Here is a 16,116-nt window from a genome sequence, read left to right as displayed (position 1 = left end):
AGATATAAAGATAATTAAGCCAGCAATCTGTCAAATACCATGCAAAAAAAGAGGGCACCGATTTTTCCGTGCCCTCCTTGCTGACTGCTATCGCAGTTATTTTCTTTCGGTTTTCACTTTTCGTGAAGGTTTGAAAAACTTATTGCGAAGATCCAAACGATGAACAACCTGTTCGGCAACTTCCAGGAACGCCTGACTGGTTACCGAATCTTCTTTCGATGCAGCCGGAACCCCGTTATCACCGCCTTCGCGGATACTCATAACCAACGGGATTTGTCCGAGCAACGGAATCTCCAGCTGTTCTGCCAGTTCTTTTCCGCCATCTTTTCCGAAGATGTAGTATTTACTGTCGGGAAGTTCAGCCGGCGTAAACCAGGACATGTTTTCGATAATTCCCAGAACCGGAACATCGACCGATTTACTATTGAACATGGCCACACCTTTCACCACGTCGGCCAAAGCCACTTCCTGCGGTGTTGTCACAATGACCGATGCCGTAACCGGAATAGTCTGTACCAACGTCAGGTGAATATCGCTGGTTCCGGGAGGCATATCAATCAGAAGATAGTCGAGTTCGCCCCAGTCGGCTTCAATCAACAGCTGCTTCAACGCGTTGGAAGCCATCGGCCCGCGCCATACCAAAGCATCTTCTTTATTTACAAAGAAACCGATGGACAGCAACTTTACACCGTATTTCTCAACCGGAACAATCAAATCGCGGCCTTCCACTTTGGTCATCACCGGACGGGCATTTTCCTCGTCGAACATTTTAGGAACCGAAGGACCGAAAATATCGGCATCAATCAATCCCACTTTCGCTCCGGTTTTCGCCAGCGCTACCGCTAAATTGACCGCCACAGTCGATTTACCGACGCCTCCTTTACCCGAAGCAACCGCAATCGTATTCTTCACCCCGGGAAGAACGGGCGCCTGCATGCGATGAATCGCTTTCGGCGTAATGCTGATTTCTACCTCAGAGCCCAGCTCATCTTCAATCGCTTCGGCACAAGCCTGAGCCACGTTTTGAATATTGGGGTCGTTGTCTTTTTGAAAAACCAGGGTAAAACTAATGCGGGTACCGGCAATCCGGATCTCCTGAACCATATCCAGCTCCACCACATTCTCTTCCGAACCCGGGAATTTTACCGATCGTAGAATATCGGTAATCTGCTTGGGAACAATAGCCATATCGTAAGTATTTTCTTGAAATTGAAAAACAAAGTTATAAATAAGGAGAACATTATCCGTTTATGGTGTAGGAAAAGTTTCGTCGAACGGAAGTTCCTTCATAGGGTCCCAAAAGCGCTTTTGAAAATCGATAATCTGGTCATCAACCACTTCGATACCTTCGCTTTCCAGCAGTTCCTGCATCACGTCGGGGCCACCAAAGTGCACCTTCCCGGTTAACAGTCCCTTACGATTCACCACCCGGTGCGCCGGAACATAAGGCTGCTGATTATGTGCGTTATTCATGGCCCAACCGACCATGCGCGACGATTGCAGCGAGCCCAGATAGCGAGCAATGGCACCATAACTGGTAACCCTGCCTACCGGGATTTGCCGGACCACATCGTACACATTTTCGTAAAAGTCGGACATGATGACAATATTATTGCTTAATCGTCTGGCTGACGGCGCTTGCTCCGGCCAAAGCTACGGTAATCGTCAGGCTCCAGCTCTACATCGGGCTCCGTCAGCTCACCCTCTTTCAGATGAAAACGAAGGTATTTGATGGTCTTTCCTCGTTCGAGCCACTGCTGTTCGTAAAATGTGCGGATTTCCGGTATCTCGTTGGCCAGATTGGATTGATACAAATCGTCCGTATCCACATCCACCGGAAGGTGATTCTCTTCAATCATCGCCCGGGTGTACTGGTACATAAAGTTACTGTCTGTCTTCAGGTGAATAACGCCACCGGGTTTCAGAAAGCTCCGATACAATTCCACAAACCTGGTCGATGTTAACCGCTTACGCACCTTTTTCATTTGCGGATCGGGGAATGTAATCCAGATTTCAGCCACTTCTCCCGGAGCAAAAAAGGCATCCAACAGTTCAATGTTGGTCCGCAAGAATCCGACATTGTTCATCTGGTCTTCCCACGATTCTTTTGCTCCCTGCCACATCCGGGCACCTTTAATATCGATCCCGATAAAATTGTGGTCGGGAAACCGGCGTCCCAACCCAACCGTGTATTCGCCTTTGCCACATCCCAGTTCCAAAACGATGGGATTCTCATTCTTGAAAAAGCGCTCATTCCACTGGCCTTTCATACCAAAGCCTTCTTCCTTCAGTACCTTGAAAGGCACCTGCACCACGTGTTCGAAAGTTTCCATTTCGGCAAACTTCGACAGCTTATTTTTCCCCACGATTGTTCTGTGTAATTAAATAGTCACAAGAAAGGGCCTGCTCAGCCCCTTCTATATTTTGCATTGTCAATTCGCTTTTTCCACACGAAAACCAAAGTCGTGTATTCCCTTCAATATCCCGTCCTTACTTCTCATTCCCTGCTGCACAGAGAAGGTGTAATCACCGGGATTCGGGAAATAAACATCGTGCTTGTACGGATACTTTTTATCGTACATATCACCAATTCCTGAACCGTACCATTTACCGGCATCATTCGCCAGCATCAGCTCCACGGTATCCTGCATCAGTTTACCGCCATCGGGTGGCGTCACTTTAATAAACAGCCACAGGTTTTGATACGGATAGGAACCTTCGTTCCGAACGTTGAAATAGATATTGTACAATGTGGTCGAGTCGGGAATATTCACCGTAAAATCCAAGACAGAATCCTTGTTCCATTTTGAACCTTTCAGTTGATGATATTCGTCGTACACAGCACCACCACTGCACGAATAAAGTATTCCGGCCCAAACCAAAAGCATCAGGCCGGCAATCCATTTAGCGTTTCCTCGGTTTTCTCGGTTTCCCATGATTTTTGCTATTGCCGGAAGGTTTTTGATTGCTTGATGATGATGATGGATCATTGCTTCGGTTCGACGGTTTCCGCCGTTTCTTTTTCCGACGATTGCGCGAAGACGACGGCTTATCGAAGCGATCGAGACTATCCTGTCCGACTACCTTGTGGTAATCTAATACTTCGGCTTGCTCAACAGCTACCGGTTCCGAAGTCAACTGCGGAACTTTCTTTCCGGCTTTATTCAGACGGATAATTTCCTTCACTTTGTCCACCGAGATGGCAACCTGGCCACCGGGCTGATGTTCAGCGGGCGCATACCAGTAAAGCCTTTTGAAGATATCTGCCTTTAGGAAATTGTAGTTTCCTTTTTCCGTCTCCAGCGGAATGTTATTCGGCGGGAAGTCCTTTTGCGCGTCGATGTACGAATCAAGCTCGTAATTCAAACAGCACTTCAGTTTACCGCACTGTCCGGCCAGTTTCTGCGGATTCAGCGAAATTTCCTGGTAACGGGCAGCATTGGTCGTTACCGAAACAAAATTGGTGATCCACGAGCTGCAGCACAATTCGCGTCCACAAGGACCGATACCCCCAATCCGGCCAGCTTCCTGCCGGGCACCAATCTGGCGCATTTCAATCCGAATACGGAATGTTTCGGCATACACCTTAATCAACTGCCGGAAATCCACACGCTCGTCGGCGATATAATAAAAAATAGCTTTTGTCTTATCGCCCTGGTATTCCACATCTCCAATCTTCATATCAAGCCGGAGATCCTCGGCAATTTTACGCGCTTTCAGCATGGTGTCATGCTCCAGCGCCATCGCCTCTTCCCATTTCTGAATATCCACCGGTTTGGCTTTTCGGTATACTTTGCGCAATTCACCGTCAACGTAGGTTACCTTATGACGGTTCATCTGTTTCAGCACCAAATCACCGACCAATGAGACCACACCGATATCATGTCCCGGATTTGCTTCTACAGCTACCACATCTCCCTCTTTCAGCTTCAGGCCATTTACATTTCGGTAGTAATCTTTACGGGTATTTTTGAACCGGACTTCAACGATATCATCCGGATTGAGAATATTGGGAACGTCTTTTAACCAATTAAAAACATCCAGCTTCGCCGTCGAACCGGCAACAGTGGATGACGGGCACCCTCGTGCCAGCTTTTCCTGAGAACTCATACAGTTATATATATTTAGTAGCCCTCAACCTTTTCGGGAAGGCTCGATTGTACTGATTTTCTACAAAAATAATGATTTACACGAAATCGCGATCGGCTTCCGACAAAGCCTGATTTCACATGTTCGCGCTTTTACGAACGCAGGAAGATAGCCACCTTCAGGGCCAAATCCAAAAAAATGATGCGGGCATTGCCATTCATGCTGATATCCCGGTAGGCCTGTTCGAACTCCTGAAACAACGGAATCACATTGCGCTCGTGAATGAACGGCGCAAAACGGGCCGAAAAATCCGATTGCTGGTCATCCATATAAACCAATTCCGGCTCCTTCATATTCAGCACAAAATTCTCGCGAAGGTATTCACTGCAATACTGCAGAAAACTTTTCTGCTTTACTCTTCCAATCCGGGAAACTTCGTCGGTCCACTTCAGCAATTCAGAATTCCCCTTTCGGGAATAAGCCAGTCGCATCAGCTTCGTGAAATTTTCGTGATTGGAAGCCCGCAGCTCATCATTCTCCAGAAGCTCCAGCGCATAAATGAAATTTCCCCGTGCCAAACGGGCGACCGTCGCCGGGTTTTGTGTCCCAACAGAAGGATGTGTCGCTAAACCAGCTTCCAGATCGTGATCGGCAATGCGCGGAATGCGAACCACCTGGCAGCGCGACCGAATGGTGCTGATGATTTGCTCCTCATCCTCCGCCACCAGCAGGAAAACCGTGCGGGCCGGCGGCTCCTCAATCATCTTCAGCAGCTTGTTCGCACACTCCGCATTCATCTGCTCGGGCAACCAAACAATGGCCACTTTATAGCCACTCTCGAACGCTTTCTGATTCAGTTTCCGGATAATTTCCCGCGCCTCATACACATAAATAGTGCCCTGCTTATTTTCATCGGCAATCAGGTTCATCCATTTCTCAAATGCCGGGTAGCGATTTTCCAGGAAGAAAGGCCGCCACTTATCGATATAATCGGTACTGGTCGGTTCTTTGAATTTGTCACTTTTCACCACCGGGTAAATCATGTGCAAATCGGGGTGAATCAATTTTGAGAATTTACGACACGAACTGCACTCGCCGCACGAATCACCATCCTTCCGGTTCGTACAATTCAAATACTGTCCGAAAGCATAGGCCATGGCCAGTTTACCGTTTCCGGCCGGACCGGTTAACAATTGTGCATGCGGAATACGATCTTCGGCAACTTCCTGTACCAGTTGCTTTTTCACCTCTGATTGTCCGATAATATCTTTAAACTGCATGCAATTTTCAATTATAAGGTCACGTCCGGTTTCCCACCGGGATTTCACGATAATTTCCCTCAAAGGTAGAAAAAAACTGTGCAACCATGCCACCGTTAAATCATCGAAATGGCTCGGGAAAAAACGGGGTTTCGGTATGTTATATAGCATGATTTTCCTATCTTTGGGGAAGCTAAATTTTTAACACAGCGAAACATGCAGACAATAGAGACTTACGATTTTTCCGGCAAAAAAGCGTTGATTCGCGTCGACTTCAATGTGCCGTTGAACGAAAAGTTCGAAATTACTGATGATACAAGGATGCGCGCCGCATTACCTACCATTGAAAAAGTGATTGAAAAAGGCGGTTCACCCGTTATCATGTCCCACCTGGGCCGTCCGAAAAACGGACCGGAAGACAAATTTTCTCTCAAACATCTGGTCCCGCATCTTTCTGATCTGCTCGGCGGACGCACTGTAAAAATTGCTCCCGATTGCATTGGTGAGGAAACCAAGAAAATAGCCGACGCATTGCAGCCAGGTGAAGTGCTGATTCTCGAAAATCTTCGTTTCCATGGCGAAGAAACCAAAGGCGATGCTGAATTTGCCCGCCAGCTCTCCGAAATGGGTGATTGCTGGGTGAACGATGCATTTGGTACTGCTCACCGCGCTCACGCCTCAACCGCTGTGATTGCACAGTATTTCCCGAATGACAAAATGTTCGGATTCCTTGTAGGTAGCGAAGTAGCCAGCCTCGAGAAAGTAATGAAAGAGCCGCAGCGTCCTTTCACCGCTATCATGGGAGGTTCCAAAGTTTCTTCCAAGATCACCATTATTGAAAACCTTCTCGAGCGTGTCGATCACCTCATCATTGGTGGTGGTATGACTTACACTTTCGTGAAATCGCAGGGAGGAAAAATCGGTGATTCCATCTGCGAAGATGATTATCTCGATTTGGCAAAAGACCTGATGAAAAAAGCCGAAGCCAAAGGTGTTCAACTGCACTTCGCTGTTGATGTACTGGAAGCTGACGACTTTGCAGAAACTGCCAACACCAAGGTTGTTCCGGCCAACGATATTGAAGACGGATGGCAGGGACTGGATGTAGGTCCGAAAACCATTGAGAAATTCAACAAGGTAATCAGCGAATCGAAAACTGTTCTTTGGAATGGTCCGGTAGGTGTTTTCGAAATGGACAAATTTGCTGAAGGAACCAAAGCAATTGGTGCTGCCGTTGTTGAAGCAACTAAAAAAGGAGCATTCTCACTCGTAGGTGGTGGAGACTCAGTGGCAGCCGTCAACAAATTCGGTATTGCCGACGGTGTTTCCTACATTTCAACTGCCGGTGGTGCACTTCTCGAATACCTCGAAGGAAAAGACCTTCCGGGAATTGCAGCCGTTCGTCAATAAAATTATTGCATTATTATATGCGTCAAACCCGGGCAATTTTGTCCGGGTTTTTTAATTTGCATAAAAACCAGAATCTTATGAGCCGAATTTCAATTCGTCCGGGTTTTTACCTCGAAAGTCTGGGGATGGAACACGTTGATACTGTTTTTGAGGCTGTGGATAGGAACCGCGAACACCTGAGCAAATGGCTTCCATTCGTCAGTTTTACCCGGAAACCGGAAGACACAGAAGAATTTATTTCCTCAGTTACCAGCAAAAAGCCCCACGAAAAAGAAGAAGTCTTTACCATATGGCACGACGAAGAATTCTCAGGCCTGATCGGCTACGTGAATACCGACCGTGTCAACCGGAAAACTGAAATTGGCTACTGGCTGGTAAAAAACAAGGAAGGAAAAGGCATTATCACCGAAACCACCATGCAATTAATCAAGCTCGCCTTCAAAAGACTGCAAATGAATCGCATTACCATTCGATGTGCAGTGGGAAACAACCGGAGCAGTGCCGTTCCCAAACGGCTTGGTTTTACTTATGAAGGAATAGAAAGGCAAGGGGAAAAACACGGTGACTCGTATTTTGATCTGGAAATTTTCAGTTTGTTAAAAGATGAATGGAAAAAACAGGTTCCATGAGTCCAAAAACAACACATATTTATTGATAAATAGAAGGCCTTTTTTTTGTTGAAATTTTCCGTTCACTAAACAGATCCGTACGTTCATCACAAAAAAACGACCGTTCATCAAAAATTTTTTTTTTATCGAACTTGTCCTCTTACCTTAGTTTCAGCTTTCAGAAATGAGAATCAACAAATCCTTTTTTAAGTTTTCTCTTTTCCCACCAAAAGCACATGCTATTGTTAACAGGCCGGTTCCCCTGCCGGCCTCCCCAAAAAAGGGATGCACCCGCATCCCTTTTTGTTTTATTCAACAATTTTAATCTGCTCTCCAAAAATCTCAATCGTCTCGCCAGCCCTTATTTTAGCCCGCTTTCGAAGTTCTACTTCACCGTTGCGCTTCACTTCACCATCTTCGACCATCAGCTTTGCCTGACCTCCCGATTCAGCAATACGGGCTAATTTCAGCAATTTCAACAGCTCGATGAATTCTGTTCCGTTCAGAGCATATTCCATTTTCTTTACTTTTTGAAGATTTTTGTGCTCACTTCTTCGGGAATACTATTCCGGTTAACCGTAATAGCAATGGTATTCAACCTCACATAGCGTTCCGAAATGTACAACATTCCGCCGTACGCATTGCTTTTAGCCGACCAGGAGTTCTTCGTAATGTAATATTTATTACCGTCCGCGTCTTTGGCAATGCCAACGATATGCATCAGGTGATCGTCGGTAGTTTTCCATGTCAGGAAAGCTTTCTGGCGAGCTTGCTGGTCAACCGAAACACTGTCCGGCACAACAGCCAGACCTTTCCGGTGCGAGAAACCTTTGTCGCTTACATCACCGTCCCAAACCACCGTGTAACCTTGCATAATGGCATGGTCCATGGTCTTGATGATATCGTTCTCCGGCACATTGTAATACAGATCGTGTGACCAGTTATCGGGAACTTCCAGGCTGAACTGCTCATAAAAAGGGTGATGCGTATACGAAGTCAGCTCGACATACTGGTTGGGATCCAGCCCCAGCGATTTCATAAATGATTCCGGTGTAAACGTTTTTCCGTCATATTCGAAACTCTTCGGATCTTTTCCCATATAGGCATCCAGCACTCCATTTAGCGCATTCGACCAAACCGTTGATACGGTATTCATTTTATCAGAAACCAGGCCTTCCAGCATTCCTTTCATCATGGCCTTCAACTCGGTATGATTGGCGTGTCCGGGATTATAAAGATTTCCGGGATATACACTCTGCGGTACCATGCCGTATTTTTTCATTACGTCCAGCACATCATGGGCCTGGCCACCTTCGTCGAAATTGGCTTTCCCGTGCAACTCAACAAAATATTTGGCTTTCGCCGGATAAGCGTTCCGCACAAAATACATTTCCGCCAAATCGAACTCGCCTTTTCCCATCCGCAGCAACTCTGATTCAAGAAAAGAGGTCGTTGCATAGCTCCAGCAAGTTCCGGTACGTTGCTGATTTTTGACCGACGTGTAGGCATTCTCTTTAACAACTTTAAATGAACTAACGTCCTGGGCCGTGGCTGAGCCCGCATAGAGTAGTCCTGCAAAGAGGACCAGAAATAACTTCTTCATAAAAACCGATATAAATGTAACTAACTTGATTCTATCTCATTTCGAACTTTTCTCGACAACGATGACACCACCAGGCTGTACGATTCATCAATCCATTCCTGAATCAATTTATCCGGGATAGTATCGTCAATATTAACCGTATTCCAGTGTTTTTTATTCATGTGATATCCCGGATTCACCTGTGCAAATTCTTCCCGCAACTCAATTGCTTTTTCGGGATCACACTTTAGATTAACCCAGAGCGGACCTTCGAGATTTGTCAAAGCAAACATCTTTCCACCAACTTTGAAAACGAGGGCATCTTCACCGAAAGGAAATCCTTCCGTTGCTCCCTTCAACGACAGACAGTATTTCCGTAACGACTCTATGTTCATCTCGGTTTGACTTTGGTTGCTCCCAGCTAAAACTACAGCTTTTATTTTCCTTCCGGAATGACTATCTGCATATATCTGGCAGTCCCTATTTCTGTGCAATATTAATATAATCGACAAATGTTAAAAATACCTTATTTAATAACGAGTCACAATTTTTGATCCCCGGATAATTTTATATTTTAGCTACTTCATCTAGAATCGTAACAAAATGACGAAAAGAATCCTTTTGGCAGAAGATAATTTGATGAGCCAAAAACTGGCGCTGCTGGGGTTGAAAAGCTATCATGTCGATGTTGCGAAAGACGGGGAAGAAGCGGTGGAGTTGTTTCGCAATAATATTTATGATGTAATTTTGATGGATATTCAGATGCCGAAAATGACGGGCGTAGAGGCAACCATCGAAATTCGTCAAATCGAAGTTTTAGAAAACAGAATTCCAAAAACTGTAATATTGGCGCTTACAGCCGATGTATTTTCCAGTGTAACCGAGGAATGTACCGAAGCCGGCATGAACGGATTTTTCCCAAAACCTTTCCGCCCGGCGGAGATGTCTGACCTAATTGAAGAAATGTACTCGCGTTTCGCGCATACCACTGCACCGGAATAACGACTAATTCACCGGAGGAATAAAAGCCCCCGGATAATGCTGCAACTCGAACTTTTCGCCATAAAACACTACGGTAATCACGTCAAATCGACTTTCCACATCCAGATTTCGCATACGCAGAAAAATATCTGCAGCCGTCACCAAGTTTCTGATTTTACCTGAAGAAATAGCTTCCAATGGGTGCTCATATTGATATCCGGTCCGCGTCTTCACCTCCACAAAAACCAAGTCATCACCATCATAAGCAATGATATCGAGCTCCTTGTGATCGAAAATCCAGTTTCGCTCAATTATCCGATATCCCTTTCGGGTCAGGTAATCAGTCGCTATCTGTTCGCCTTTTTCACCAAGTTCTCTTGATTTTCGGGTCATATCTGAAAACTTAACCGGGATTCCTTCTCTCCAACTGTCAGTCTTGTTTCTGCTCCCATAATTAATGGATAATTCGGCATAACGTGACCAGCCGGAAAACCAAACATAACCGGATAGTCATAATCATCAACCGCTTCCTTTATTATCGCTGCCGCCTCCTTCCCGAAGCCGGTGTCGCCATCTTTCATATCCGAGAAGTGTCCTACTACCAGGCCGCTCAGCTTCGCAAGAATACCGGATACTTTCAGGTTCATCATCATCCGGTCGAGATGATAATGATATTCGGCCAAATCCTCGATAAACAAGATATTGCCTTCCGGCGATAAATCCAGCGGTGTTCCACGCAGGCTGTACACAATCGACATGTTTCCTCCAATCAGCGAACCGGAAGCTTCTCCTGCACGGTTCAACGGATGGTTTGCCTCTTTGAACCACGGAATTTTCCCTTTCAACAAATCGATTGTCAGTCGAAAACTCTCAGACGGTACCCCTTCCTGATCGAAGAACGCAGTCATCACTCCGTGGATCGACGCAATGCCCTGCTGAAAAAGAAAAGCATGAAACACGGTGATATCACTGAAGCCGATAAGCCATTTGGGGCGTTGCAGGAACCTACTCCAGTCGAGCAACTGATGGGTCCGCAAGCTTCCGTAACCTCCGCGGGCAAAAAGGATAGCTTTCACCGATTCATCATCCAAAGCCTTTTGCATATCGCCCGCTCTTTCGACATCGGTCCCGGCAAAAACGCCTGACTGACCAAAAGCGTGCTCACCAATTTCAACTTCAAAACCTTCTTCTTCGAGACGCTTCGCGCCATGTTTAACAATTTCAGGATTCACTTTCCCGGCAGGAGACACGATGGCAATTTTATCGCCAACTTTCAAGTAGGGTGGGTATATCATAAAACGTGTTTGATTTTTTTTATCGTTCAGAACCAGCTGATTCCGGATTACCGGAAATTTTCCAGCCCATTTTTTACACGACTATGAAATTAAGAAAAGAAGACAGCCATACAAAATCGTTCTGAATACTCCTGCAGGCCAGCTTTTGTTTCCAAATTGTTTCTGAAGTGTGAATATTTCATAAATATTTGCTTTTCAAGGCATTTAGCCATTCATAATAATATGAATGCTCCTATCTTTAGAGTTATCATACCTGCAACAACAGCAGTTAAGTTTCACCAAAACCTCGTTTAAATGAGTATCAAAAAGCAGACACTAAAGTCGAAGCCGGTTTGTAAAGTCACATTCCGGATTCCAAAGGAAATGGCACCTGAAGCCAATGAAGCAACCGTTGTTGGCGACTTCAACGACTGGAAAGAAGACGTTGCCCCCATGCAAAAACTGAAGTCGGGTGACTTCACTGCAACACTCGAATTATCACCTAAGCAATCCTACCAGTTCCGTTACCTGCTCAACAAATCCGTTTGGATAAACGACCAGGAAGCTGACGGTTACGTCCCCAATGCCTTTGGCGAAGAGAACTCAGTCGTTAACACCTTATGAAATGACGCAATGCCGGTACCCCACCGGCATTTTGTTTTATTCAAGTTTACTTCCGCACTTCTTGCAGAAACGTGCCTCGCTGTCCGGTTCACGATGTTGACACGAAGGGCAAACCAATTGCCGTTCCTGCTGTGAACTCTTGACAGCATCGTTGATTTCAACGGTAATAATTCCGGTAGGAACAGCTATAATGGAATAACCGATGAGCATCGATACGGAAGAAATAAATTTTCCCAACACGGTCACCGGTGCGATATCGCCGTAACCAACAGTGGTGATGGTGACAATCGCCCAATAGATACTTTGCGGAATGGAAGTGAAACCGTTTCGCTCGCCTTCGACCAGGTACATTAGCGTTCCCAGAAACAAGACCAGCGTTAACACCACACCAAAGAAGACCACGATTTTGTACATACTCTTTTTCAGGGCCGAAATCAAGACCTGCGATTCGTGCATGTATCTTCCCAGTTTCAGTATCCTGAAAATTCGCAGCAAGCGGAACGCCCGGACCGTTAACAGGAAATGAGACCGCAAAAAGAACAACCCGATGTAAGTCGGCAAAACAGACATCAGGTCAATAATCCCGAAGAAACTGGTAACGTATTTCCACCGACGCGGATGCGTCAAAATCCGCAAGACATATTCTACCGTAAACAGGATGGTGAAAAACCACTCTAAAAACTGGAAGGTTCCGGGATAGGCAGCCCGAAATGATTTGACACTCTCGAGCACAACCGTTAAAACACTGAGCAGAATGGCCCAAAGCAACACAACGTCAAAACCACGCCCGGCCGGTGTATCCGTTCCAAAAATAATTCGGTAAAGTGTACGTCTTAATTTCTGCATTCGCGGGAAAATTTATACCAAGATAATAAAAACCCGAGCAGCTCCCGCACAGAGGATATGAAGACAAACCTGCGAACCAGTTCACGCCTGAAACCGCATAACCGGAATTTCCACAATAAACCCCGTTGCATTCTGTAGGCATTGATTATCTTTGTGCTTCAATACGAAAAATCATTCATCACCGATATTCCAAACAACATGAGTCATTACAAACGAACGCTTATCACCTCGGCATTACCCTATGCCAATGGTCCGGTTCACATCGGTCACCTGGCCGGCGTATATGTTCCGGCCGATATTTATGCCCGTTACCTCCGTCTCAAAGGAGAAGAAGTGGCATTCATCGGCGGATCGGATGAACATGGCGTTCCCATTACCCTGAAAGCAAAAAAAGAAGGCGTTACCCCTCAGGATATCGTCAATAAATATCACGGCATCATCAAGGAATCGTTTGCCAAATTTGGTATTTCCTTCGATGTTTATTCCCGCACCAGTGCGAAAATTCATCACGAAACAGCTTCGGAGTTTTTCAAAACCCTTTACGACAAAGGCGAGTTTATCGAGCAAACCTCCGAGCAGTTCTATGACGAAGAGGCCAGGCAGTTTCTGGCCGACCGGTACATCACCGGTACCTGTCCGAAATGTAATTACGAAAAAGCGTATGGCGATCAGTGCGAAAGTTGCGGTTCGTCACTCAACGCAACCGACCTCATCGATCCGAAATCGGTACTGAGCGGTAACAAACCCGTTTTAAGGGAAACCAAGCACTGGTATCTGCCACTCGACCAATATGAGCCGTGGTTGCGTGAGTGGATTTTGGAACAACACAAAGAGTGGAAACCGAATGTGTACGGTCAGTGTAAATCGTGGATTGACGGCGGACTGAATCCCCGCGCGGTTACCCGTGACCTGAATTGGGGCGTTCCTGTTCCGGTCGACGGTGCCGAAGGCAAAGTGCTCTACGTTTGGTTCGATGCACCCATTGGCTACATTTCGGCTACGAAAGAGTGGTCGCCCGACTGGGAAAAGTACTGGAAGGATCCGGAAACGAAAATGGTCCACTTCATTGGAAAGGACAACATCGTTTTCCACTGTATCATCTTCCCTTCCATGCTGAAAGCAGAAGGAAGTTATATTCTTCCCGACAATGTTCCGGCCAACGAATTCCTCAACCTGGAAGGCGACAAAATCTCGACCTCGCGGAACTGGGCCGTTTGGCTACACGAATACCTTGAAGAATTTCCCGGCAAGGAAGATGTGCTGAAATATGTACTCACAGCCAATGCTCCGGAAACCAAGGACAATGACTTTACCTGGAAAGATTTCCAGACACGGAACAACAGCGAGTTGGTTGCTATCCTCGGAAACTTTGTGAACCGCGTACTGGTACTGACCAACAAATATTACGATGGGGAAACTCCGGCGGCCGGTGCTTTGGAAGCATATGACAGCGAGACACTGACTGACATCAGTAAGCTGAGAAAAGACGTCGAGAGATCGCTCGACAACTACCGTTTCCGGGAAGCCCTGAAAGGTGCGATGGATATGGCCCGTTTGGGGAACAAATACCTAGCCGATATGGAGCCCTGGAAAGTGGTAAAAACCGATCCGGAGCGGGTAAAAACCATCATGAATGTTTGTTTGCAGATTGCGGCCAATCTCACCATCGTTTTTGAGCCCTTCCTGCCTTTCAGCATGAACAAATTGCGTGGCTTCATGAACCTGGAAAAACTCAGCTGGGAAAATCTGGGACGTACCGATTTGATAGCGGCCGGTCACAAGGTTAACAAGCCGGAACTGCTTTTCGAGAAAATCGAAGACGCCACTATCCAGGCACAAGTTGACAAGTTGCTGGCAACGAAAAAAGCCAACGAATTGGAAGCTGCCGAGGCCAAACCAGCGAAAGAGAACATCGAATTTGACGATTTCGCGAAGCTGGACATCCGGGTAGGTACCATCATCGAAGCCGAGAAAGTAGCCAAGACGAAAAAGCTGCTGAAACTAAAAATCGATACCGGCATCGACAAACGAATCGTGGTTTCAGGTATTGCCGAATATTACACGCCGGAAGAAATCATCGGTAAGCAGGTTTCCATCTTAGTGAACCTGGCGCCGAAAAAACTTCGCGGAATCGAGTCGCAAGGCATGATCCTGATGGCCGAAAATCCCGACGGAACTTTGGCATTCGTCTCACCCGACAAAGCCATTAAAAACGGTGGCGAAATCAGGTAATCATCTGTAATAAAATAATTCAAACGGCCTTTCCGTACTTTTCGGGATGGCCGTTTTTATTTTCTCCTTCCCCTTTCATAACAACATAATATACAACTCAATGAACCATTTTCTCAATTATTAAAAATTGATTGCGCAATCGGTTGCACAACTTTCTCACATTGCTTACTATTGTAAGGTGAAAAATCCGCGCATCACCATACACGATTTGGCCAAAGAGCTGGGATTATCTTCCTCTACCGTTTCGAGAGCGCTGCAGGGCAATCCCCGAATCAGCGAAAAAACACGGAAGGAAGTGACCGAACTGGCGGCCAAATGGAACTACCAACCCAACAGCAATGCTTCGAACCTGCGCAAAGGACGAAGCAACACCATTGGCGTGTTGGTGCCACGCATCAGCCGGCATTTCTTTTCGAACGCTATTGCCGGGATCGAAGCGGTTAGCAGTGCTGCCAAACGAAACGTGGTGATATTCCAGTCGCACGAAAGTGTGGAAAATGAAAAAGCCGGACTGGAAGCTTTCCTGCGCATTCCGGTTGACGGATTTATCATGTCGCTTTCGGCAGAAACCAATCAATACGGGCACATTCAGGAAATTTTAAAACGCAACATTCCCATCGTGTTTTTCGACCGGGTTTATGAAGATGAAAGCAACTACCAGGTCATGCTCGATGATTATGCCGGAGCTTTTCAGGTAACAGAACACCTCATCCAGCAAGGTTGCAGGAAGATTGCTTTCATGGGCGGTCCCGGTTACCTGAATAATTACCGGGAAAGGAAACGAGGCTTTACAGATGCGCTTAAAAAAAATAACCTTCCGGTGAATCCGGAATGGATGGCTGAGCAAGCGCTTACGCGTGAAGAAGGGGCTGCTTTCGCTAAAAAAATCTTTGGTCAGTCGGTTCAAAATCGTCCTGACGGACTTTTCTCCTGCAGTGATTACTCTGCTCTGGGCGCGATTCTCTTCATGAAAAAAAAAGGAATTCGTATTCCCGAAGAGGTGGCTGTGGCAGGTTTCGCTAACGAGCCATTCACCGAATTCATGGAACCAGCTATGACCTCTGTCGATCAGTCGGCCGAAGAAATGGGACGAAGTGCAGCGGAAATGCTGTTCCGGATTATTGACTCTGGAGACTCTGAAAAAAGCGCTAAACAACAATACATTCAACCCAAACTAGTCATCCGAAAATCAACTATGAAATAAAATTTTC

The 16,116-nt window shown here is 46.2% G+C and carries 18 protein-coding genes; 6 read left to right on the top strand and 12 right to left on the bottom strand.

Annotation, left to right across the window (positions count from 1 at the left end):
- Positions 1-96: 96 nt before the first annotated feature.
- From AC060N_RS00920 to holB, 6 genes are all read right to left on the bottom strand, one after another.
- The gene (locus AC060N_RS00920) at positions 97-1,188 is read right to left on the bottom strand and encodes an Mrp/NBP35 family ATP-binding protein (protein WP_106541172.1); all 1,092 of its coding nucleotides are present in this window, start codon (positions 1,186-1,188) and stop codon (positions 97-99) included.
- Positions 1,189-1,248: 60 nt separating this feature from the next.
- The gene (locus AC060N_RS00915) at positions 1,249-1,599 is read right to left on the bottom strand and encodes an MGMT family protein (protein WP_479525507.1); all 351 of its coding nucleotides are present in this window, start codon (positions 1,597-1,599) and stop codon (positions 1,249-1,251) included.
- Positions 1,600-1,616: 17 nt separating this feature from the next.
- The gene (gene trmB / locus AC060N_RS00910; protein WP_479525506.1) at positions 1,617-2,333 is read right to left on the bottom strand and encodes a tRNA (guanosine(46)-N7)-methyltransferase TrmB; all 717 of its coding nucleotides are present in this window, start codon (positions 2,331-2,333) and stop codon (positions 1,617-1,619) included.
- A 99-nt stretch (positions 2,334-2,432) separates the two neighbouring features.
- Positions 2,433-2,936 (bottom strand): gliding motility lipoprotein GldH, encoded by a 504-nt coding sequence (locus AC060N_RS00905; RefSeq protein WP_106541169.1) that lies wholly within the window; start codon positions 2,934-2,936, stop codon positions 2,433-2,435.
- Complete coding sequence (locus tag AC060N_RS00900) at positions 2,905-4,110, bottom strand: PSP1 domain-containing protein (RefSeq protein WP_479525505.1); 1,206 nt, start codon at positions 4,108-4,110, stop codon at positions 2,905-2,907. The genes AC060N_RS00905 and AC060N_RS00900 overlap by 32 nt, the downstream gene beginning before the upstream one ends.
- Positions 4,111-4,241: 131 nt before the next feature.
- The gene (gene holB / locus AC060N_RS00895; protein ID WP_479525504.1) at positions 4,242-5,369 is read right to left on the bottom strand and encodes a DNA polymerase III subunit delta'; all 1,128 of its coding nucleotides are present in this window, start codon (positions 5,367-5,369) and stop codon (positions 4,242-4,244) included.
- Positions 5,370-5,564: 195 nt separating this feature from the next.
- On the opposite strand from holB, the gene AC060N_RS00890 reads away from it, so the two are divergent.
- Both AC060N_RS00890 and AC060N_RS00885 read left to right on the top strand, forming a co-directional pair.
- Complete coding sequence (locus AC060N_RS00890; RefSeq protein WP_479525503.1) at positions 5,565-6,758, top strand: phosphoglycerate kinase; 1,194 nt, start codon at positions 5,565-5,567, stop codon at positions 6,756-6,758.
- 77 nt (positions 6,759-6,835) lie between these two features.
- On the top strand, positions 6,836-7,387 hold the full coding sequence (locus AC060N_RS00885; protein WP_479525502.1) for a GNAT family N-acetyltransferase: 552 nt from the start codon (positions 6,836-6,838) through the stop codon (positions 7,385-7,387).
- 287 nt (positions 7,388-7,674) lie between these two features.
- Here AC060N_RS00885 and AC060N_RS00880 read toward each other — a convergent pair whose 3' ends face one another.
- From AC060N_RS00880 to AC060N_RS00870, 3 genes are read right to left on the bottom strand one after another with little or no spacing between them, the layout of a single operon-like run.
- Positions 7,675-7,884: an RNA-binding S4 domain-containing protein gene (locus AC060N_RS00880; RefSeq protein ID WP_479525501.1), complete on the bottom strand. Its 210-nt coding sequence runs from the start codon at positions 7,882-7,884 to the stop codon at positions 7,675-7,677.
- Between the two features lie 5 nt (positions 7,885-7,889).
- Positions 7,890-8,969, bottom strand: a complete 1,080-nt coding sequence (locus AC060N_RS00875) for a C1 family peptidase (RefSeq protein ID WP_479525500.1) — start codon at positions 8,967-8,969, stop codon at positions 7,890-7,892.
- 20 nt (positions 8,970-8,989) lie between these two features.
- On the bottom strand, positions 8,990-9,343 hold the full coding sequence (locus tag AC060N_RS00870) for an MmcQ/YjbR family DNA-binding protein (protein WP_479525499.1): 354 nt from the start codon (positions 9,341-9,343) through the stop codon (positions 8,990-8,992).
- A 226-nt stretch (positions 9,344-9,569) separates the two neighbouring features.
- On the opposite strand from AC060N_RS00870, the gene AC060N_RS00865 reads away from it, so the two are divergent.
- Positions 9,570-9,950: a response regulator gene (locus tag AC060N_RS00865; protein WP_479525498.1), complete on the top strand. Its 381-nt coding sequence runs from the start codon at positions 9,570-9,572 to the stop codon at positions 9,948-9,950.
- Between the two features lie 3 nt (positions 9,951-9,953).
- On the opposite strand, the gene AC060N_RS00860 is transcribed toward AC060N_RS00865, so the two are convergent.
- Positions 9,954-10,322, bottom strand: coding sequence for a YraN family protein (locus AC060N_RS00860; protein ID WP_153640947.1), 369 nt, complete (start codon positions 10,320-10,322; stop codon positions 9,954-9,956).
- The gene (locus AC060N_RS00855; RefSeq protein ID WP_479525497.1) at positions 10,319-11,224 is read right to left on the bottom strand and encodes a S66 peptidase family protein; all 906 of its coding nucleotides are present in this window, start codon (positions 11,222-11,224) and stop codon (positions 10,319-10,321) included. Before AC060N_RS00855 ends, AC060N_RS00860 begins: the two co-directional genes overlap by 4 nt.
- Positions 11,225-11,518: 294 nt before the next feature.
- Here AC060N_RS00855 and AC060N_RS00850 point away from each other — a divergent pair, with 294 nt between their 5' ends.
- Positions 11,519-11,827 (top strand): isoamylase early set domain-containing protein, encoded by a 309-nt coding sequence (locus AC060N_RS00850; protein ID WP_153640945.1) that lies wholly within the window; start codon positions 11,519-11,521, stop codon positions 11,825-11,827.
- A 36-nt stretch (positions 11,828-11,863) separates the two neighbouring features.
- Here AC060N_RS00850 and AC060N_RS00845 read toward each other — a convergent pair whose 3' ends face one another.
- Positions 11,864-12,673 carry an ion transporter gene (locus AC060N_RS00845; protein ID WP_479525496.1) on the bottom strand — a complete coding sequence of 270 codons (810 nt, stop codon included), beginning with the start codon at positions 12,671-12,673 and terminating at the stop codon, positions 11,864-11,866.
- 198 nt (positions 12,674-12,871) lie between these two features.
- Between AC060N_RS00845 and metG the strand changes: the two genes are divergently transcribed.
- Positions 12,872-14,905, top strand: coding sequence for a methionine--tRNA ligase (gene metG, locus AC060N_RS00840; RefSeq protein ID WP_479525495.1), 2,034 nt, complete (start codon positions 12,872-12,874; stop codon positions 14,903-14,905).
- A 127-nt stretch (positions 14,906-15,032) separates the two neighbouring features.
- Positions 15,033-16,109: a LacI family DNA-binding transcriptional regulator gene (locus AC060N_RS00835; protein WP_479525494.1), complete on the top strand. Its 1,077-nt coding sequence runs from the start codon at positions 15,033-15,035 to the stop codon at positions 16,107-16,109.
- Positions 16,110-16,116: the final 7 nt, after the last annotated feature.

It is taken from the genome of Prolixibacter sp. DSM 2831, assembly GCF_056493735.1.
The sequence above is the reverse complement of the archived record's forward strand: the minus strand, read 5'-3'. Positions and strand labels throughout refer to the sequence as shown.